General features: G+C 71.6%; 15 protein-coding genes, 3 tRNA genes and 1 pseudogene. 12 read left to right on the top strand and 7 right to left on the bottom strand.

The window, feature by feature from the left end; genetic code table 11:
• Nucleotides 1–5 precede the first annotated feature (5 nt).
• Together AB0E94_RS25565 and AB0E94_RS25560 are read right to left on the bottom strand one after the other, a co-directional pair.
• Complete coding sequence (locus tag AB0E94_RS25565; RefSeq protein WP_360330367.1) at nt 6–650, bottom strand: ATP-binding cassette domain-containing protein; 645 nt, start codon at nt 648–650, stop codon at nt 6–8.
• Nucleotides 651–682: 32 nt separating this feature from the next.
• A complete protein-coding gene (locus tag AB0E94_RS25560) occupies nt 683–2,626 on the bottom strand; it encodes a hypothetical protein (RefSeq protein WP_360330364.1) in 1,944 nt (647 codons plus the stop codon).
• A gap of 183 nt (nt 2,627–2,809) precedes the next feature.
• Between AB0E94_RS25560 and AB0E94_RS25555 the strand changes: the two genes are divergently transcribed.
• The 5 genes from AB0E94_RS25555 to AB0E94_RS25535 all read left to right on the top strand — a co-directional run bounded on the left by AB0E94_RS25555 (nt 2,810) and on the right by AB0E94_RS25535 (nt 8,114).
• Nucleotides 2,810–4,228 carry a histidine kinase gene (locus AB0E94_RS25555; protein ID WP_360330361.1) on the top strand — a complete coding sequence of 473 codons (1,419 nt, stop codon included), beginning with the start codon at nt 2,810–2,812 and terminating at the stop codon, nt 4,226–4,228.
• 24 nt (nt 4,229–4,252) lie between these two features.
• A complete protein-coding gene (locus tag AB0E94_RS25550; protein ID WP_360330358.1) occupies nt 4,253–4,924 on the top strand; it encodes a response regulator transcription factor in 672 nt (223 codons plus the stop codon).
• Nucleotides 4,925–5,155: 231 nt separating this feature from the next.
• Nucleotides 5,156–5,701, top strand: a complete 546-nt coding sequence (locus tag AB0E94_RS25545) for a DUF4956 domain-containing protein (protein WP_360330355.1) — start codon at nt 5,156–5,158, stop codon at nt 5,699–5,701.
• The gene (locus AB0E94_RS25540; RefSeq protein WP_360330352.1) at nt 5,698–6,432 is read left to right on the top strand and encodes a polyphosphate polymerase domain-containing protein; all 735 of its coding nucleotides are present in this window, start codon (nt 5,698–5,700) and stop codon (nt 6,430–6,432) included. Before AB0E94_RS25545 ends, AB0E94_RS25540 begins: the two co-directional genes overlap by 4 nt.
• 44 nt (nt 6,433–6,476) lie before the next feature.
• A complete protein-coding gene (locus AB0E94_RS25535; RefSeq protein WP_360330349.1) occupies nt 6,477–8,114 on the top strand; it encodes a carbohydrate-binding domain-containing protein in 1,638 nt (545 codons plus the stop codon).
• Nucleotides 8,115–8,142: 28 nt separating this feature from the next.
• On the opposite strand, the gene AB0E94_RS25530 is transcribed toward AB0E94_RS25535, so the two are convergent.
• Nucleotides 8,143–8,817 (bottom strand): TetR/AcrR family transcriptional regulator, encoded by a 675-nt coding sequence (locus AB0E94_RS25530; protein WP_360330346.1) that lies wholly within the window; start codon nt 8,815–8,817, stop codon nt 8,143–8,145.
• 80 nt (nt 8,818–8,897) lie between these two features.
• On the opposite strand from AB0E94_RS25530, the gene AB0E94_RS25525 reads away from it, so the two are divergent.
• Both AB0E94_RS25525 and AB0E94_RS25520 read left to right on the top strand, forming a co-directional pair.
• Nucleotides 8,898–10,049, top strand: coding sequence for an oxygenase MpaB family protein (locus tag AB0E94_RS25525; protein WP_360330343.1), 1,152 nt, complete (start codon nt 8,898–8,900; stop codon nt 10,047–10,049).
• A gap of 199 nt (nt 10,050–10,248) precedes the next feature.
• Nucleotides 10,249–11,397, top strand: coding sequence for a dipeptidase (locus AB0E94_RS25520; RefSeq protein ID WP_360330340.1), 1,149 nt, complete (start codon nt 10,249–10,251; stop codon nt 11,395–11,397).
• Nucleotides 11,398–11,435: 38 nt separating this feature from the next.
• Here AB0E94_RS25520 and AB0E94_RS25515 read toward each other — a convergent pair.
• From AB0E94_RS25515 to AB0E94_RS25500, 4 genes and pseudogenes are all read right to left on the bottom strand, one after another.
• Nucleotides 11,436–14,324, bottom strand: a pseudogene (locus tag AB0E94_RS25515) (BTAD domain-containing putative transcriptional regulator); the annotation flags it as partial.
• A gap of 62 nt (nt 14,325–14,386) precedes the next feature.
• A complete protein-coding gene (locus AB0E94_RS25510) occupies nt 14,387–16,447 on the bottom strand; it encodes a methyl-accepting chemotaxis protein (protein WP_360330337.1) in 2,061 nt (686 codons plus the stop codon).
• Between the two features lie 67 nt (nt 16,448–16,514).
• Nucleotides 16,515–18,806, bottom strand: a complete 2,292-nt coding sequence (locus AB0E94_RS25505; protein WP_360330334.1) for an EAL domain-containing protein — start codon at nt 18,804–18,806, stop codon at nt 16,515–16,517.
• 78 nt (nt 18,807–18,884) lie between these two features.
• The gene (locus tag AB0E94_RS25500; protein ID WP_360330331.1) at nt 18,885–19,403 is read right to left on the bottom strand and encodes a hypothetical protein; all 519 of its coding nucleotides are present in this window, start codon (nt 19,401–19,403) and stop codon (nt 18,885–18,887) included.
• 59 nt (nt 19,404–19,462) lie between these two features.
• Between AB0E94_RS25500 and AB0E94_RS25495 the strand changes: the two genes are divergently transcribed.
• From AB0E94_RS25495 to AB0E94_RS25475, 5 genes are all read left to right on the top strand, one after another.
• Nucleotides 19,463–19,585, top strand: a complete 123-nt coding sequence (locus tag AB0E94_RS25495) for a hypothetical protein (RefSeq protein ID WP_360330328.1) — start codon at nt 19,463–19,465, stop codon at nt 19,583–19,585.
• A gap of 100 nt (nt 19,586–19,685) precedes the next feature.
• A complete protein-coding gene (locus tag AB0E94_RS25490) occupies nt 19,686–19,880 on the top strand; it encodes a hypothetical protein (protein ID WP_360330325.1) in 195 nt (64 codons plus the stop codon).
• A gap of 94 nt (nt 19,881–19,974) precedes the next feature.
• A tRNA-Gly gene (locus AB0E94_RS25485) sits at nt 19,975–20,046 on the top strand.
• Between the two features lie 38 nt (nt 20,047–20,084).
• Nucleotides 20,085–20,155: transfer RNA gene (locus AB0E94_RS25480), tRNA-Cys, on the top strand.
• 13 nt (nt 20,156–20,168) lie between these two features.
• Nucleotides 20,169–20,243, top strand: a tRNA-Val gene (locus AB0E94_RS25475).
• Nucleotides 20,244–20,256 lie beyond the last annotated feature (13 nt).

Below are 20,256 nucleotides of genomic sequence, written 5' to 3'. Positions count from 1 at the left end.
TTCTCCTAGCGGGTCTGCTGGCGGACGGACTGTGAACTGCCGATCTCGTGCCGTGACCCGCATGCTTCGATCATCTCGGCGTCGTGTGTGGAGATGACGACCGTGCAGCCGCTCGCGGCGAAACCGGTGAACAGGTCGATGACCTTGCGGCGGTTGGCGGCGTCGAGTGACGCGGTGGGCTCGTCCACGAAGACGACCGCGGCCCGCTTGTAGATGGCCCGGGCCAGGGCGAGCCGCTGCTTCTCACCGCCGCTGAGGTGACTGGCCGCCTCGTCCTGCCGGCCGGCCAGCCCGGTGCGCTCGAGCACCTCGGTCAGCCGGTCCCGGTCGCCGTTGACCCGGTTGCCCAGGACGCTGGACTGCATCGTGACGTTGAAGGCCACCGACTCCTCGTCCATGATCCCGTAGTCCTGGAGCACGAAAGCCGCGTGATCACGCCAGAACCGGCGCCGGGCTCCCGAGTTGTACTTCGTGACGTCCGCGCCGTCGATCAGGATGCGGCCCCGGTCCACCGGGAGCAGCAGCCCGAGACAGTGCAGCAGGGTCGTCTTGCCGGACCCGCTCGGCCCGACCAGAGCGGTCATCGTGCCCGGCTCGCACCGGACCGACTCGCCGTCGAGCACCGGCCGCCCGCCGATCGCCACGGACACGCCTTCAGCTTGCACCAACATGGGAACTCCCATCAGATCCGGCGCCTGCTGACGCCGCCGAAACACCATCTCGCTGCGGCCAGGTGGCTCAGCGGAACAACGAACACCCCGAACAGCGCGGCCGTCAGCAGCGCCCCGAACGCCTCGGGCCGCTGGAAGGCCGCGACGAGCGCCACGATCAGCGCGCCGGCCACCAACTCCCGGGCCACCCGGCTCTGCAGGATCCGCGACCACGAGTGGCCGGCCAGCCGGAGCGGGAAATCACGTTTCGCGTGCAGCAGGGCGGTGATCAGTGCGCTGATCGCGGCCGCGACCCCGAAGGCGACGACCAGCGCGGCAAGCGCCAGGTTCATCAGCCAGACCAGGTACGCCATGAACTGCGCCCGCAGGATGCCCTCCTCCGCCACATAGACGACACTCAGGTCGCCCTTGATGCCACGCCCGGCCAGAGCCTCGGCCGACAGCCCGTTGCGGTCGAGCAGCGCCTGCGTCCCGGCGACCCCGGTGAACAGGACGTTCCTGGTCGAGGCCATCGAGGTCAGGTTGCGGTCGTTGAACGTGTCCCGCACCGAGGGGACCACCGCCACCAGGACGTCGTCGAGGAACTCCAGGCTCCCGCCGCCGCCACCGACGCCGATCGGGACCCGGAGGCCGTCGGCCGGCTCGCGGTAGGAGAACCCGGCCAGCGTCGCGGCGCCCGCCCGCTGATCACGGGAGAGCAGCTGGAATGTCTCCCCGAACTCGCGGGTCACCATGCCCTGAACCCGGTCGAACGGCACCGGGTCGAGCGACGTGGCAGCCATCAGCTCGAGCCACTTCTGGTTGACGAACGCCACGGCCGAGTAGTCGCCGAGGTCACCCGACCACGTCTCTTTCGAGAAGGCGTAGGAGAACGCCGCCTCGCCCGACGACTCGGCATCCTTGATCAGGTTGCCGACCTGGGGCTCCAGCGCGGTCATGTCGTCGTCGCTCATCCCGAACTGGAGGGCGACCTGATCGGCGAGGTTCTTCCACTGTGCCGTCTCGGCGGCGGTGGCGGCCGAGTTCCGGTACGCCGACCAGGCTGGCGCGGCCGCTCCCACCACCAGCAGGAACGTCACCGCCTGGATGACCACGGCCGCCTTGCGCAGGCTCTTCACCGCGGGCTGCCGGGTGGCCAGCATGGTGGCGCTCGGCCAGGCCGACGCCGACATGATCAGGGCCACCAGCAGCGACACCGAGATGACCCCGAGTTCCAGGCCGGCCAGTGCCCGGGCGAACACGCCGACGTAGAGCCAGCCGTTGGCGGCGCCGACCCAGAGCGTGGCCGCGACCGTGACGACGGCTGCCGAAAGCAGCAGCGCCCCGGCGAAACCACCCAGGTCTTGCGCGTGGATCCGTGGGGTCGGGCAACCGCCGAGCACTCGCAGCGCCCGGCTGCGCGCCTTCATCGACAGCCAGAACAGCGCCAGTGCCGCGATCAGGGCGAACGCCGCCAGGATCGCCGCGCCGAAACCGCCCTCGCGCATGGTGAACTTCAGGCTGCCGACGACCGACGCGTCGATCCGGGTGACCCGCACGCCACCGGCGGCCAGCTCGTCCGTCAGGGCGCCCAGCCGTGTGCTGTCGCCGGTCACCAGGTAAGAGCCGTCGGGGGAGGAGTTGGCCAGGCGGTCCCGGCCGACGACCCGGCCCTCGCCGGAGCCGCTGAACCAGGAGAACGAAGCTGGCAGGTCGCTGTCGTTGAGGGAGACGAACACCCGCTCGTCGCTGCCGCCGGCCAGGTCCGGCGCGATCCGGACGAGGCCGAGCCCGTCCGCCGCGTCCAACCGGGTCAGCGTGTCGAACGCCTCCCGGTCGCTGAACCTGGACTCGGCGAAGTCGAGGCCCACCCGGGTCTGCGCGCCGAGCGCCTGTGGGAAATCCCGGTCGTGCAGATCGGTGACGATCGCCGCCACCAGGGCCAGCAGGGCGAACAACGCACCAGCGACCACCATTACCACGCGCCTGTACAACGCCCCTCCCGGACTCTTCCCGGCGACACTTTGCGTCTTCCAAACAACCATGTGGCGCGGGGCCGTGCATCGGGCCGTGGGCGGCGATCCGTGGGCGCCGTAGGACCTCGGGCCGTCAGACCGTGGTCCGATGCGGACACCCGCTGGAGCGGTAGGCTTCAGCCCATGACTGAGAGCTATCACGGCTCCCGTCGGGCCTGGTTGTGGCTGCTCCCGGCCGGTGCGCTGCTCGTCGTGGCGGCCGCCGTTCTCGGGCTCGGGCTCACCTGGCCGTTCGTCTCCGCCCTGCTGGCCGGCTTCGCCGTCGTGTCGGTCTGGGCGATCGTCCGGCTCCAGGCTGAGCGGGCCGAGCACGAGGCGGCGATGACCCGGCGGGATGCTGCGGAGGCGGTGCTCGCCGAGCGCCTGCGCCTGGCCCGCGACCTGCACGACCTCGTCTCGCACGGGCTCGGCATGATCACCGTCCGGGCCGCTGCCGCCGCGCATCTGCACGCCCGCAAGCCGGACGAGGCGGTGCTGCTGTCCGCGATCGCGGATGTCGAGGCGATCAGCCGCCGGGCGACCCTCGAGTTGCGCCGCATGCTGGAGGCGCTGCGGGAGGCCGGTGACCAGCCGGCCCGCCATCCCAGCGAGACTCTGGCGTCGCTGCCGGAGATCATCGAGGGGGCCCGCCGCGCCGGCTTGCGGGTCGCGTTGCACGAGGAGGAGTTGGGCGCGGTCTCCCCGGGCGCCCAGCTGGCGATCTGCCGCATCGTCCGCGAAGGGCTGGCCAACAGCGCGCGCTATGCCGGGTCGACCAGTGTGGACGTGTGGCTGGCCCGGACCTCGGCCGCGGTCAGTGTGACCGTCCGGGACGACGGCCCGCACCGGGGCTGGGCGGTGCGTCCCGGCGCCGGCCACGGCTTGCTCGGCCTACGGGAGCGGGTCGGCAGCCTCGGCGGAACGCTGACGGCCGGCCCACGAGGCGGCGACCCAGGTTTCTGCCTGGAGGCGATCATCCCCGAAAGCGCCGGCGCGGGTCTGACGAATGGCGTGGCGGAGGTTGGCGGCGCGGGTCTGACTAATGGCGTGGCGGAGGTTGGCGGCGCGGGTCTGACGAATGGCGTGGCGGAGGTTGGCGGCGCGGGTCTGACGAAAGGCGTGGCGGAGCGCGGTGGCGCGGGCCTGACGAAAAGTGTCGCGGAGGGCGGCGCGGGCCAGACAAAGGGCGTCGCGGAGGGCGGCGGCGCGGCACAGACGAAGAGCGTTGAGGTAGTCCCCGAGGGCGCTGGCGCGGCACGGATGAAGGCCCTTGAGGCGGTCGTCTCCGAGAGGGGTGGCACGGCGCGGGCCAAGTTCGCTGGCTCTCTCGGGGACGAGGGGGCCAGCGCGGCCGGGGCGAGGGGCTATGAGTCGATCGGTTCTGAGGGTGACAGCGCGGCTTGGAGGAAGGGCGCTGGGGCGGTTGCCTCCGAGGGTGGTGGCGTGGCGCGGGTGGAGGACGTTGATGCGGTCGCCGGGAGGGCCGACTCGGGTGAGGTGGCGGGCGTTGAGGCGGGCTCCGGGAGGGCCGGTTCGGGTGGAGTGGCGGGTGGCGGGCGTTGAGGCTGTTGGTGTCGAGGGCTCGTTGTGAGTGATGTGCGGGTGGTTCTCGTCGATGACGAGCCGCTTCTGAGGCAGAGCCTTGCGATGATCATTGGTGCTGAGCCTGGGCTTGCGGTGGCTGGGGAAGCCTGCGACGGGGTGGAGGCGATCGACGTCGCGCGGGAGACGGCGCCCGATGTCGTGTTGATGGATGTTCGGATGCCGCGGCTCGACGGCATCGAGGCGACCCGGGGCATCTGCCGACTGCCCGAGCTGGCCCACACCCGGGTGCTGGTGCTGAGCATGTTCGACCTCGACGAGTACATCTTTCATGCCCTGCGGGCGGGGGCCAGCGGATTCCTGCTCAAGGACAGTCGGCCCGACGAGCTGCTGGATGCGATCCGGCGTACGTATGCGGGTGAATCACTCTTCGCGCCGTCGATTCTGGCTCGCCTGGTCGAGCGCTACGTCGGTGGCGAGCCGGCCGCCGAGGCGCCCAGGGTCGACCGGCTGACCGCCCGTGAGGCCGAGGTTCTCACCCTGATCGGTCAGGGGCTGTCCAACGACGAGATCGCCGGCCGTCTGCTGATCGCGGTGAAGACCGTCAAATCCCACGTCTCCCACCTGCTCAGTAAACTTCCGGCCCGCGACCGGGCCCAGCTGGTGATCGCCGCCTACGACTCCGGCCTGGTGAAACCCGCCCCGCGACGCGGATGAGACGCGGATGAGACGCCGCTGAGGCACAGGCGAGGCACAGCACCCTTTGAGGTTATTCCGAGGTGGTGTTCGATGAGGTTCGCCCGATTCGCAGGTTAGGGTCTATCGAAGTTCATCGATACGTAACCTGCCGGCCGGACAGCGTTCAGGGGGCTGGCGCCCAGGCCGGGCGCACTGAGAGGTCGTGCCACTATGCCCCGGCTTGCGCTCTTCGCGCTAGATCTTGCCGCTGTGAGTGTCCTTGTCTTCGGACTGTATTTTCCACGGCATCGGCGCCGGGATCTGGTCGTGGCGTTCCTCGGGGTCAACGTCGGAGTGCTCGCGGTCGCCGGATCACTCAGCTCCAGTTCGGTCGGCGCCGGCCTCGGGCTCGGCCTGTTCGGCGTGCTGTCGATCATCCGGCTCCGGTCCACCGAACTGGACCAGCACGAGGTCGCCTACTACTTCTCGGCGCTCGCCCTCGGCATCCTCGGCCCGCTCAGCGGCGGCCCGATCTGGCTCAGCCCGGCGCTGATGGCGCTGATCCTCCTGGTCATGTATCTCGGCGACCACCCACGCCTGTTCCGGTCCTACCGGCGGCAGGTGATGGTGCTGGACAACGCGGTCATCGACCACGTCGCCCTGGTCGCCCAACTGGAGCGGATCCTCGGCGCCCGGGTGCACGCGGCCACCGTCGAACGGGTGGATCTCGTCAATGAGACCACCGTGGTGGAGGTGCGGTACTCGTACGCCGCCGGAAGTCGCAGGAGCGCCGCGCTCGCGGAAGCGAGCCGATGACGGTGACCACCGCCCACCTCGATCCGGTCTCGCTGGCCGAACTGACCGAGCGGGCGGAGTTGCAGACCCGGACCGACCGCAAATATGTCCTGCCGCTGGCCGCGGCCGGTGACCTGATGTCCCGCCTCGACCCGGCCACCCGGGTCCTGGAGATCGAGGGGGAGCGGACCTTCCGCTACCGGTCGGTCTACTTCGACACACCGGACCTGGTCAGTTTCCGGCTCACCGCATATCGGCGGCGACGGCGGTTCAAGGTGCGCACCCGCACCTACCTGGACTCGGCGCTGTGCTGGCTGGAGGTGAAGACCGAGGGCTACCGCGGTGGGACGGTCAAGGACCGTCTGCCCTACGACGCGAGTCACCACGACGACGTCGAGCCGGGGCGCTGGTTCGTCGACGACATCCTCGGCGACGACAGGTTCGTGCTGCGGCCGACACTCGTCACGAACTACCGGCGTACCACCTTCTTCCAGCCGGCCGACGACTCCCGGATGACCGTCGACATCGGCCTGACCTGGACCGATGTGGACGGTCGGGAGCTCGTCCTGCCGGACGTCGCGATCGTGGAGACCAAGACCGCGTCGTCCGCCTCACCCAACGACCGGCTGCTCTGGGCTTGCGGGCACCGGCCGGTCAGCATCTCGAAATACGCCACCGGGCTCGCCGCTCTGCGCCCGGGTCTGCCGGACGTGCCCTGGCGCCGTCTGCTGCGCCGGCACCTGCCCTGCTGAACCTGCTGAAGGCAGTCATCGAAACCCCAACATAAGGACCTTCCATGCCCAGAATCCCCCGTCTCGCCGTCCCCGCGGCGCTGACCGCCACCGCTCTCGCCGTCTGGGTGGCACCGGCATCCCCCGCTCTGGCCGCCGGTCCGGCCGGCGCCGCCGCGCTCGCCGCCAACCAGGCCAGCCACCTCAGCACGGCCGACCTGACCTGGAACGAGTCGGACGTCGCGGCGGTCACCCTGACCGGCACGAGCGCCACCACCACCAGCTCGAACGTGACCGTCTCGGGCAGCACGGTGACCGTCAACGCGGCCGGCACCTACCGGTTCAGCGGCACGCTCACCTCCGGTCAGATCGTGGTCAACAGCACCGGGACCGGCATCGTCCGGCTGATCCTCAACGGCGTGACGATCACCGGCGGCACCGGCGCGATCAACGTGGTCGCCGCCGACGAGGCGCTGATCTATCTGCAGGCCGGCACCACCAACCGGCTCACCGACGGCACCGCCTCGGTGGACGGTCCGATCGCCTCGGCCGCCGACCTGAGCATCGCCGGCACCGGTTCGCTCGTCGTCACCGGCAACGCCAACGACGGCATCAACGTCAAGGACGGCCTGGTCATCGCCGGTGGGACGATCACCGTCACGGCGCCCGACGACGCCGTCCGCGGCCAGGACTACGTGATCGTCAGCGGCGGCTCGATCACCGCGACCGCCGGCGGTGACGGCCTCAAATCCGACAACGAGGAGGACACCACCCGCGGGTACGTGGCGGTCACCGGTGGCACCGTGAATGTCAAGGCCACCGACGACGGCATCACCGGGCAGACCGACGCGATCGTCACCGGCGGATCGATCACCGCGACCACGACCGGCAAGGGCATCAAGGCGGGCGTGCTCACCGTGATCAGCGACGGCACGGTGAACGTCACCGCCACCGACGACGGGCTGCACTCGGACGCCAACCTCACCGTCGACGGTGGCACCACCACCGTCTCCTCCGGTGACGACGGTGTGCACGCCGAGACCGACGTCCGGGTGGCCGGCGGCACCGTGAACGTCACCAAGTCGTACGAGGGTGTCGAGGGCCTCAAGGTCTACGTGACCGGCGGCAGTGTCTCGGCGACCGCCACCGACGACGCGTTCAACGCCTCCGACCCGGCCTACGGTGAGATGCAGAACTCGCCGAACGCCCTGATCAGCGTCACCGGCGGCACCGTGGTGGCGAGCGGCGGCACGGACGGCCTCGACTCCAACGGGGCGCTCACCATCGGCGGCGGCACGGTGGTGGTGACCGGTTCGGCGACCCGTGGCGGCGGCGAGGGCGGCCTCGACTCCAACGGCGCGCTCACCATCACCGGCGGCACGATCATCTCCTCCGGCATCAGCGCCACCACCAGCACCCTCCCGACCTCCGGCCAGGGCTGGGTGTCGATCACCTTCAGCGCCAACCAGGCGGCCGGCACCGTGGTCCACCTGGCCACCACCTCGGGCACGCAGATCGCGTCCTACCAGCCCACCAAGGCGTTCCGGGGCGTGGTCTTCAGTTCAAGTTCGATCACCAGGGGTACGACGTACGCGGTCCGCACCGGCGGGACCGTCTCCGGAACCGCGGTGGGCGGCGGCCTCTACATCGGCGGCACCCTCTCCGGCACCCAGGTGAGCACCGTGGTCGCCGGCACCCGCTGACTCCGGCTCCGGGGGAATCCGGGCGCGCTCACCTCCCCGGGCGCGCCCGGACCGGATCCGGGCGTGTCCGAACCGGATCCGGGCGTGACTGGGCCGGATCCGGGTGCGTCCGGACCGGATCCGGGACCAGGCCGAGGACCAGCAGATCCGCGGTCAGGCTGATCAGCCGGTCCTCGGTGACGCCGGCCGGCGGTTCCAGAGCGATCCGCAGGCAGGCGTTGAGCGTGACACCCATGGCCAGGTGGATGCGGGCGTCGGCTTCGGCCGGGTCGAGCTCCGGCGCGTGCACCGCCACGAAGATCCGGGTCACCTGGGTGAGCTGCCGTTCCACCTCGGGCAGGATGTTGCCGTGCGCCCCGAGCGGCGCCTCGGCGATCATCGCGGTGGTCACCGCCCGGTGCCGTTTCACCGCCCCGACCAGCACCGACAGGATGTGGTGGACCCCGTCGCGGGCGGACATCCCGACTGCCGCGGTCAGCGCGCCGGTCAGGTCGGCCAGCACGTCGGCCGAGCTGCGTGCCCGCAACTCCTCGATCAGCTCGTTCTTCCCGGCGAAGTAGCGGTAGAGCGAACCGATGCTGACCCCGGCGGCCGCGGCCACCCGGTTGGTGCTCAACCCGGCGTAGCCACTCTCCGACAGAACCTGAGCAGCAGCGCTCAGAATCCGGTCGATCATCTCCTGGGCCCGCTGCTGCTGTGGCACTGACCTGCGGATATTTGACGACATCGGAACCTTCGAAAGACGAGTGGTACCCGAGCTTTCGCTCACTTTATCGTCAGGACATGACTACGCACGCCGATCTGCGGGCGCCGCGCCGGTTCGGGATGGACCGGCCCTGGGCCGAGCGGGCCGCCCGGCCACTGCGACTGGTCGCCGGTCCCGGCGCCGACCCGACCGGGGAGGAGCTCGCCGCCCTGGCCGCCGGCCTGCTCCGCCGGGACGAGCTCGCCGCCGGACTGATCCGCGCGGTCCGCCCCAACGAGCTGCACAAGGCCCTCGCCACCGGGCCGTCCGACGACACGCCCGAGCCGGTGCGGGCCTTCCTCGACACGCTCTCGCAGCGGCCGGACTGGGTCGACGACGAGCTGCTGGCCCGCGGCGCCGAGGCGTGCCGGGCCTTCGGGATGGATGCGGGGCTCGTTCTCGCGTACGGCTCCCTGCTCGGTGGTTATCGCACCGCGGCCGCCCTCGAACCGCTGGTCCGGACCGGCCGCCTGGCCGGCGGTGAGACGTTGCGGCGCATCCAGGAGACCTCGCTGTGGTGGCGTGCGGTGACCGCGCCCGGCGGGATGGCGCCCGGCGGCGAGGGGTTCCGGATCACGGTGCATGTCCGGGTCATGCACGCCCTGGTCAACGCCCGCCTGGAGGCCGACCCGGACTGGGACCGGGAGCTGCGCGGCGTGCCGATCAACCAGTACGACCAGGCCAGCACCCTCGGGGTGTTCAGCACCAGCTTCCTGTTGCACCTGCGCCTGCTCGGGGTCCGGGTGTCCGGGGCCGACGCCCGCGCCGTCATGCATCTGTGGAGCTACGTCGGATGGCTGATGGGTGTCGACGAGGAGTGGCTGCCGCACACCGAGCGCCGCGGCCGCCGGCTGCTCTACCACTTCCTGGCCAACGACCCGCCGCCGGACGCCAACAGCACCGCCCTGGCCAAGGCCCTGATCACCATGACCGACGCCGTGACGAGCGGCTGGCGACGGTTCTACGAGCGGGAGCGGGCCCTGTCGGTGAGCTGCTGGCTGCTCGGGCCGGCCGCCATGCGCGACCTCGGCCTGCCCTACCGCCTGCCGTGGTACGGCCTGGCCCGGGTCGGCGCGAACCTGCTGGTCAGCCACGTCCTCGGCCGTCTGCCCGGCGGCCGCAGACGGCTGCTGGCCCGGTCCGAGCGCCAGGCTCAGGCCCAATTCAGGCGCTGGGGAGCCGAGTTGTGATCTCCGCTGACAGAAACGTGGCAGAAGTTCGGCAGGTGCGGCTGGGAGGCTGATCCCGGCGCCGGACGGGACGACGAGACGCGCTGGCGGGCGCCCAGTTCGACGTTCCTCGCCTGAGAGCGCGGACGGTGCGGGATCAGCATCCAAGGGGGGATCTCGCACCTTCCGCGTTCTGCATTTTCACGGAGCAGGGTGACAGATGTGGCCGATCGACGAGTCCGCGCGTGACGAGACCGCCGGAGACCGGATCGCCCGGCTGCTGGCCCAGCACCCGCTGATCGACGGGCACAACGACCTCGCCGACGCGCTGCGTACCCTGCACGGCGGGGCGGTGTCGCCGGACGATCTGGAGAAGTTCGCGCTCGACCAGCGGCAGCCGCTGACCCGTACCGACCTGCCGCGGCTGCGGGCCGGGCGGGTGGGCGCGCAGTTCTGGTCCGTTTACGTGCCGGGTGATCTGCCGCCGGCGGCGGCGGTGGTCCGGACCCTTCAGCAGATCGATCTGGTACGGGCGCTGCACCACCGTTTCGCCGGCCGGCTGGAGCTGGTGACCACCGCCGACGGGGTGGAGACGGCGTTCCGGGCGGGGCGGGTCGCCGGGCTGCTCGGCGCCGAGGGCGGGCACAGCATCTGTGACTCGCTGGCGGTCCTGCGGATGCTGGGTGAGCTGGGCGTACGGTATCTGACCCTGACCCACAACCAGAACGTCTCGTGGGCCGACAGCGCCACCGACACGCCCCGCGTCGGTGGGCTCAACGACTTCGGCCGGGCGGTGATCGCCGAGATGAACCGGATCGGCATGCTCGTCGACCTGTCGCACGTCGCCGACACCACGATGCGCGACGCCCTGGCCGTCACCACCCGGCCGGTGATCTTCAGTCACTCGTCGGCGCGGGCGCTCTGCGGGCACCCGCGCAACGTGCCCGACGACGTGCTCACCCAGCTGCGCGACAACGGCGGGGTGTGCATGGTGACGTTCGTGCCGTCGTTCCTGTCGGCGGAGCGCTGGGCCTGGACCCGGGACCCGCACGGACCGCCGCCGCCGGTGACCGTCGAGCACGTCGCCGACCACATCGAGCACGTCCGTGCGGTGGCCGGGATCGAGCACGTGGGGATCGGCGGCGACTTCGACGGCTGCGACGACACCCCGGCCGGGCTCGACGACGTGTCCGGCTATCCCAGGCTGTTCGGTGAGCTGGCCGCCCGGCGCTGGTCGGACGCCGAGCTGGCGGCGCTGGCCGGGGGCAACGTGCTGCGGGCGCTGCGCAGCGCCGAGGACGGGCAGGTGCAGCCGAACCGGGCGCGCCAGGCGGTCAGCTCGTCCTTCTCCCGTACCCCCAATGCCTGAAAGACGTCTCCCGCCGCGGACCAGAGCGAATGCGCGGCCTCGTGATCGCCGGCCGCGCAGCGGGCGGCGCCCAGATCACGCAGCGTGCGGGCCCGGCTGAGGTCCATCCCGATGTCCTGCCACTGATCGGACGCCGACTCCAGCAGCTCGGCCGCCTCGGACAGCCGGCCGGCGGCCAGATGCAGCTCCCCGAGGGTCCGGGTGACCAGGGCGGTCCCGTGGCCGTCGCGGCGCACGGTGGTGGCGGCCAGCGCGACCCGCAGCGGCTCCAGCCCCCGGTCCGGGTCACCCTGCCGGATCCACACCTTGGCCAGCGCCTGCGCGGTGTACGCGGCCAGGTGCGTGTCGCCGATGCCGGTCGCGATGGTGTGCGCGGCCGAGCACAGCTCCCCGGCCTTGTCGAGCTCACCGCGCGCCCGGTGCACGAGGCCCATGCCGCGGATCGCGATCAGCTCGCCGCGCCGGTGGCCGAGCTTGCGGTAACGGGTCAGCGCGGACGCCAGATGCTCCAGCGCGACCTCGTCCTCGCCGAGCTCCCGGTGCGCGAAGCCGAGGCTGTAGTAGGCGTGCGCCACCCCGGCGTCGTCGCCGAGCCGGTCCAGCACCGCCAGCGCCTGGTTGATCTGCGGCAGGGCGGTCGCGTGTTCGCCGAGTTCACGGCTGACCGTGCCGAGCCCGTTCAGGGCGACCGCCTGCCCGCGGTCGTGGCCGGCCGCCCCGAACAGGTCGGCGGCACGGGAGAAGTGCGCCCGCGACTCGGGGAACCGATCCTGGGCGTACCGCAGCTGGCCGATGCCGCACTCCATCGCCGCCTCGGCCAGCCGGTCACCGGCCCGGTGGGCGGCGCCGCCGGCCGCGGTGTGCGTGCGTTCCCAGCCGTCGAAGTTGTTGCGGGCCGCGAACGACGCGAAGACCAGCGCGTCGGCCAGGCCGCAGGCTGGCGCCACCAGGTCCAGGGAGGCGGCCCGCTCGACCGCCGCGATCAGGGTCGGCTCCTCGTCGTCGAACCACCGCCGCAGGTCGACCCGTTCGATGGTGGCCGCCCAGTGCGCGGACGGTTCCGGCAGCACCGGATGGTAGAGCCGCGGGGTGGCCACCGGCAGCTGCTGCGCCAGGTGCTCGACCAGCTGGAGCAGCGCCGCCACCGCCCCGGTGACGGTCTCCCGGACGGCGTCGGCCCGGGCCAGCTCCCCGGCGTAGAGCCGGACCAGGTCGTGCATCCGGTACCTGGTGAACGGCCCGTCCGGCCCGACCACGTCCAGCAGCCGGGCGTCGGTGATCTCCTCGACCAGGTCGTCCGCCTCGTCCAGGCCGCAGTCCAGCAGCGCGGCCACCGTGATCGCGGTCAGCACCGGCGGATCGAGGCAGCCCAGCGCGCGGAACGCCAGCTGCGCCCGGAGGCTCAGCCCGCGATAGCCGACGGCCAGGCCGGCCCGGACCTCCAGGTCGTCGACGGCGAGCTCGTCGAGCCGGCGCCGCTCGTCGTCGAGGCGGTCGGCCAGCTGGCTCACCGACCAGTGCGGGCGGGCCGCGAGCCGGGCCGCGGCCACCCGCACCGCGAGCGGCAGCCGCGCGCACAGGCCGATCAGCCGGTCCGTCTGCTGTGGATCGGCGTCCGCCCGGTCCGCGCCGATCACCCTGGTCAGCAGGGCCCGCGCCTCGTCGACGGTCATCGTGTTCAGCTCCACCCGGCGGGTCGCGGCCACCGTGACCAGCCGGTTCCGGCTGGTCACGAGCAGCGCCGAACCGGCGTCGCCGGGAATGAACGGGTGAACCTGCCGGGCCGAGACGGCGTCGTCGATGACCACCAGCACCCGGCGCCCGGCCAGCTCGGCACGGTAGCGGGCCTCGCGTTCCCGCAGGTCGGAGTTGCCTTGCGCGTCCGCGTCGGTGACGCCGAGCATGCGCAGCAGCCGGCTCAGCGCCTCGGCCGGCTCCAGCGGGTCGGCGCCGCCCACGTTGAGGAAGAGCAGCCCGTCCGGGTAGTACTCCCGGACGGCGTGCGCCACGTGCACCGCGAACGCCGTCTTCCCGGCGCCGCCCTGCCCGGAGACGACCACCACCGGGCTCGCCGCGGCGGTCTCCAGAGCCGCCACGGCGCCGGCCATCGGGTGTTCGAAACCCGTGTAGTCGGGCAGGTCTGGGGGCAGCAGGAACGGCCGCGCCGCGCGCGTCATCTCGGCCGGCGCGCGCAGCACGCTCGTGTGCGCTTCGCGCAACAACGGACCCGGCTCGGCGCCGAGATCATCGACGATCCGGTTGCGGGACCGGGCGAAGAGATCAAGAGCTTCTACGGTACGGCCGGAGGCGTGCAGCGCCCGCATCATCGCCGCGATCAGCGGCTCACAGAGCGGGTCCCGGGCCAGCGCCACGGCCAGCCGGTCGGCCGCCTCGGCGTGCCGCCCCCGGGCCACCGCGGTCAGCGCCCAGTCGGCCAGCGCCCCGAGCCGGTGCTGGTCCAGGCTCTCCCGGGTGCGTTGCGCCCACTCGCCGGGCAGGCCGGCCAGCGCGTCGCCCCGCCACAGCCCGAGCGCCTCCTCCAGCACGCCCAGCCGCTCCTCCGGGCCGGCCGTCCGGGCCGCCTCCAGCAGGTGCCGGAACCGGAACAGATCGACCGAGCCGTCCGGGACCTGCAACGTGTAGCCGCCCGACCAGCGGACCAGGGTGACCCCGGTGCTGTCCTTGACCACCCGGCGCAGGCGGGCCACGTAGCCGTAGAGGGCGCCGCGCGCGTCGTGCGGCGGCTCATCGCCCCAGAGCCGGTCGATCAGGGTCTCGAAGGTGACCGGATGCCCGCCGTCGAACAGCAGGGCGGCCAGCAGATGCCGCTGTTTGAGAGCGCCCAGCGCGACGACCCGCTCCTCCTCGGCCGCCTCGACCGGACCCAGAAGCCGGAACCGCACCACTCTCCCCTTCGGACACGACATCGCGCCGGCCCAGCCTAGGGGTGAGAGCAGTCACCGTCTATGTCGATCCCATCAGCGGGGAGTCAGTCCACAGCGGCGTTGATCAGGCGGTCCGCCATGTCGGCCAGCCGGCTCGCCTGAACGTCGTCGGTGATCAGGAACTGGAGGCCGATCTCCAGGCCGCCGCGCGACTCGGCCGAGTTCACCACCCGGGCGTGCACGGTCATCGCGTCGTCGCCGCTGTGCAGGTCGACGTCGAGGTTGGTGCCCTCGGCCAAGCGCTCGGTGTCGGGCACCAGGCAGCGCAGCCCACCGGCGCTGATGTTGACCAGCGGGGCCTCCAGATCCGGCTTTCCGGCCTGGCGCAGCCCCACCTTCCCGGCCGTGCTGATCCGGTCGTGCTCGCGGCGCTCCAGACGGGCGGCCAGGTCGCTCATCTCCTCGACCCGGCCCAGGGTGTTCGTCATCTGGTCGGTCAGCCGGCCCATCAGGGTGGACTGGTCGGCCGCCACCGCCCGCAGCGAGACGGCGGCGTCGCTCACGGCCGAGATGCCCTCGGTCATCGTGGTGATCGTGCGGGCCATCGCGGTGGTGTCCCGCTCCAGGTCGTGGATCGTCTCGATGATCTGGTCGGTCGACTCGGTGGTGTGGGTGGCCAGCTGTTTGACCTCGTCGGCGACGACCGTGAAGCCGTACCCCAGGTCACCGGCCCGGGCCGCCTCGATCGTCGCGTTCAGCGCGAGCAACCGGGTCTGCCGGGCGATGTCGGTGACCAGCGCCGCGCCCGTCGCCACCCGGCGCAGGCTCGACTCCAGCGAGGTGATCACCTGCTCGGCCTCGTGGGCCTGGCTGACGATCGCGTTGGCCGCGACGTCGGCCACGGTGATCCGCTCGTCGATCACCTCGGACGAGCCGCGGACCTCGCCGACCTTCTCGGTCACCTGGCGCAGCTCCTCGGCGATCACCCCGGTCGACTCGTCGATGATCTCCTGCGTCCGGCGGCGGAACTGGGTCTCGGCCTGCCGCTGATGCATGAACCCGGCCCGCAGCTGCTGTTCCCGGGCGACGTCGGCGCTGGCCAGCGCGGCCTCCTGCTCGACCAGCCGGGTCCGGGCCACGGTCAGCGCCCGGCCGATGTCGCCCATCTCGTCCCGGCCCGCCGGCACCGGCCGGGGCTCCAGATCGGACGCGGCGATGGCGGTCACCGCGGCGACCGTCTGCCGTACGTCGTGGTTGGTCCGCCAGAGCACCGCCAGCGCGAACCACAACGCGAGCAGGAAACCGCCGATCGACACGGTCAGCACCACGGCCCGCTCCACCGACAGGGTGCCGATCCGGTCCGCCAGCAGCGCGGTCAGCGCGTCGTGCAGTGGCTGCACCACGGCGGCCGCGGCCTCGGCCACCGCGGACGGGTCGGCCGGGCCCGGGGTGCTGAGGGTCTCGGTGAGCTGGCGGCCGAGTTCGTCGATGCGGTCGGCGAGGGCCCGTACCGGAGCATCGATCTTGCCGGTCAGTTCGGGGTCGTCGGTGTTCGCGATCGCGGTGGCGGCGTCGTTGCGCAGTGCCGCGGCCGCGCCGGACAGCCGCCCGGCCAGCACCGCCTGGGCGGCCACCGCGGCCCGGGTCGCGGTGCCCGCTGGCACCGGCAGGGCCGCCTGGAGCGCCGTCAGCATGGCCTGCGGCAGCTGCACCACCTGGGCGTCCATCACGTAGAACGAGTCCAGATCCGGGTCGAGGATCAGGTTGGAGTCGTTGCCGAGCACGGCCACCAGGGCGGCCAGCGCCTCAGCGGTGGCGATCCGGGCCGCCACCGACCCGTCGCCGCCCTCCGGGACGGCCGCCACGGCGTCGGCGATCGCCAGGTCGGTGTCCTCCGCCGCGGCGCGGACGGCGGCGAGATCGGGGGTACGGCCGGCGGCCGTCTCGGTGAGCGCCGCCAGCACCGTGCGCAGGACGTCGGCGCCCTCCTGCTCACGGCTGCTGAAGGCGATGTTCGTCGTGGTCACCGACGTGTACATGCCGGTGGCCAGCGCGCCCGGGACGAGCAGCGCCAGCACCACCACACCGAGGCGGGTCGCCGTGCGGATCCGGTCGGTGATCCTCAGGACCGGGCGCAGCAGCGGCGGCGAGGTGCTCGGTGTCATCCCCCACCTCCGTATGACCCTTTAAGGGTTTTTATACGGCAGAAGCAGGGGCCTGTCCCGGGTTCGCTCAGGCCTCCGACAGGGCCGGCGCCCGGTCGATCCACGCGGTCAGGTTGGCCGGCAGGTCGGCCTTGCTGTAGAGCCACCCCTGCACCAGGTCGCAGCCCTGTTCCCGCAGCCAGTCGCGCTGCGCCTCGGTCTCCACGCCCTCGGCCACCACCCGGTGCCCCATGGCCCGGGTCATCGCCAGGACCGCGCGCACGATCGGCTCCTTGACACCGTTGTCGCCGACACCCGAGATGAACGACCTGTCGATCTTGACGATGCCGACCGGGAGCCGGTCCAGGTAGCTCAGCGACGAGTAGCCGGTGCCGAAGTCGTCGACGCACAGGGTGACACCCATCGCCCGCAGCGCGTCCAGAGTCAGCATGGCCGTCTCCAGGTCCTCCATCACACCCGACTCGGTGATCTCCAGCCACAGGGCGGACGGGGCCAGCCCGTTCTCCCGCAACGCCTCGTCGACCAGCCGGACCAGCGAGCCGTCGCGCAGCTGGCGCACCGCGACGTTCACCGACACGTGCAGCGGACGGGCGTCCGGCCCACGCCGGGCGGTCCACTCGGCCAGCTGCCGGACCGACTCGCGCAGCAGCCACGAGCCCATCTCCTCGATCATGCCGGTCTCCTCGGCGATCGGGATGAACTGCACCGGCGACACGAAACCCAGCTCCGGCGAGTGCCACCGCATCAGCGCCTCGAAACCGTCCAGCTCGCCGGAGGCCAGGTCGATGATCGGCTGGAAGTGCGCGGCCAGCTCGCCACGCCCGACCGCGCCCCGCAGCGCCTGCTCCAGCTTGACCCGGTCCTGCACCTGGTCGCGCATCGAGGCGTCGAACAGCGCGTACATGTTGCGGCCGTTGCTCTTGGCCTTGTACATGGAGGTGTCCGCGTCCCGGATCAGATCGTGCGCGCGCACGTCGCCGGAGCTCTTCGCCACCCCGATCGACACCGACGTCACCACGTCACCGATGGAGAGCGAGAACGGCCTGTTGAACTCGGCGATCAGCCGCTCGGCCAGCTGCTCGCCGAGCCGCTCGCTCGGCGGTCCGGCCAGCGCGACCACGAACTCGTCCCCGCCGATCCGGCTGACCACGTCCTCGGCGCGGACCTGCTGGGTGAGCCGGGCGGCCACCGCCTGGAGCAACTCGTCGCCGACCCGGTGACCCCAGTTGTCGTTGATCATCTTGAACCGGTCGAGGTCCAGGAAGAGCAGGCTGATCTCCAGGCGCTCCGCGGCGGAACGCTCCGCCCACTTCGTCACCGTCTCGATGAGCAGTTCCCGGTTCGGCAGGTCGGTAAGCGTGTCATGGGTGATCCGCCGCCGGCTGATCCGCTCGGCCCGGGCCCGCGAGTCGTTCGAGCGGATCACCCGGTACAGCACGGTCAGCACCACCGACAGGCACAGCACGGCCCGGACCACGTTGCCCACCGTGCTGACCGGCGGCATCAGCGCGGTCAGCCCGACCGGGAAGATCACCATCGCGCCGATCAGCACCGTCCGGCCCCGGCTCAGGGCGCTCGTCACACCCTGCTGGGGCTCGGTGAGCGTGCGCATCGACGGATGCAGCGCCGCCCCGGTCAGCAGGACGAACATCAGCAGCAGGGACGTGTCGACCAGCTGCTGCGGGATCCCGCTGACCCCCAGCGCCTCCCGCATGCAGTAGAGCATGTCGCCGGTGAACAGCGCGCCGCACGCCAGCACCATCATCCACAGCGCCGGCTGCCGTACGCCCCGGGACAGCATCAACCGGGCCGCCAGCACCAGGATCGTCACGTCGAACACCGGGAACATCGCATTGACCAGGCGTGGGCCGCTCAGCCCGGAGGCCAGGTTCGGGGCGATCAGGAAGATCCAGATGAGGAAGGCGATGCTGAGGCCCATCATCAGCGCGTCGATCCGCGCCGAATCGTCGTCGTCCGCCCGCCGCTGCCGCAGCATGACCATGAAACAGAGCCCGACCAGCAGGTACGCCGGAATCGTCAGCAGGTCCGGCAGCAGCACCAGCGAGTCCGGCAGCCCACCCGCCTCACGGACCACCCGCATCACACTGCTGGCCAGGAAGAACCACGACGCGTTGCGGACGTGCCGCCAGGGTGTCTCGTCGTCCGGCCGGTTCAGGCGTGGCCCGCGGTAGAGAGCGAACATGCCCTGGGCCAGCAGCAGGGCCATGACCGGTGACGACAACTGCTCCGGGCCGGCCAGCAGGACGGCGAGCAACACCAGCCCGACCGCCAGGTGCAGCCGGAACTCGAGAACGGCCCGAGTGGCGGGCGCTTGGCCGGTGGCCTGGACGTGGGTCATGCCCCTCTATCGGCCGGGCCGGGACACGCCTTATCGATCCGACCCGGCTCACCTCGGTGAGCCGGGTCATCCCACGGATCAGGTGCCGGTGCCCTCCTGGGTGGTGGCGCCCTGCTGGGTGGTCCCCGGATCCTGCTGGGTGGTGCCCTGCTGCTGGGTGCCGGAGTCCTGTTGGGTACCGGAGTCCTGCTGGCCGGGCATGCCGCCGCCCGGCATCCCGCCGCCCGGGCCGCCACCGCCGCCGAAGCCGCCCGGGCCACCCTGCTGGCCGGTGGAGCCGTCCTGGGTGGCGACCGCCGGAGTGCCGCCGCCGATCGCCGTCATGATGCCGGCGGTGATCCCGGAGCTGGCGATCGCGGTCACCAGGACGGCGGCGATCAGGACCGTCTTCGGGCTGCGCTTCGGGCGGCTCGGCGCGGGCGGCGGGGCCTCCCACGAGGCGGTCGGCGGGCCGGCCGGCGGGGGCGGCCCGGCCGGGGTCACGGCTTCGGCCTTCTCCGGGACGGTGATCATCTCGGTGGCGGTGGTGGGCTCGTCGGCGCCGGCGGCCCACGGGTCGCGCGGGGCGGTGGGGGCCAGCTGGTCGTTCACTGTCATCGGTTGCTCCTCGGGAGGTCGGCGAAGACCATCGTGCAGAGCCGGTTTGTGGGGACTCTGTGCGCCGAGCAGGAAACCTCTGTCAACCCGGAGTGGCCGGGGCGCTGCTGATCGTGGTCACCCCGATCCGGGCCGTCGGCGACTGGCTGACGTGCCGCTGCCGGCCGGCGGCGACCGGCTGACGCGCCGCTGCCGGATCGGGTGGATCTCGTCCGACCGGTGGCCGGTATTGCGGAAACCGGCTGACGTGCGAGATTGTCGCGCGTGTTGGAGGAGGCCCCCATGGAAGAAGCATTCGCGGCGTACACCGCCGGCCACAACGACGGCAGTGCCGGCGTCCGCGACGGGATGCAGGCGAACCATCCGGAGACCGGCACCGACTACCGGATCGGGGTCGTCGACGGCAGCGTCGCGGCGTTCCAGGCCGAGCTGGTCGCCGAGGTCCGCCGGCTGCTGGACTCACCAGAGGGGGTTTGACCTGCGGCGCGACGGATAAAGCGGGGGGCGCTTTGGCATCCGGTACCGGGCTCGGCTAAGGTTTCTTCCGTCGCCAGGGAAACCTGGGGGTCAAGCGGAAGTGGCGCAGTGGTAGCGCATCACCTTGCCAAGGTGAGGGTCGCGGGTTCGAATCCCGTCTTCCGCTCGGAGAGGGCTGTTGCTGATCCTTGCATCGGCCGCCTCGGTGGAGTGGCCGAGAGGCGAGGCAACGGCCTGCAAAGCCGTGTACACGGGTTCAAATCCCGTCTCCACCTCGCTTTGGTGTGCGGGCGATTGGCGCAGCGGGAGCGCGCTTCCTTGACACGGAAGAGGTCACTGGTTCGATCCCAGTATCGCCCACCATGTATTTCCCCTG

The sequence above is a fragment of the Actinoplanes sp. NPDC026670 genome (assembly GCF_040638175.1).
Lineage (GTDB): Bacteria > Actinomycetota > Actinomycetes > Mycobacteriales > Micromonosporaceae > Actinoplanes.
Note: the sequence above shows the minus strand (reverse complement) of the source record. Positions and strands in the feature narration are given on the sequence as shown.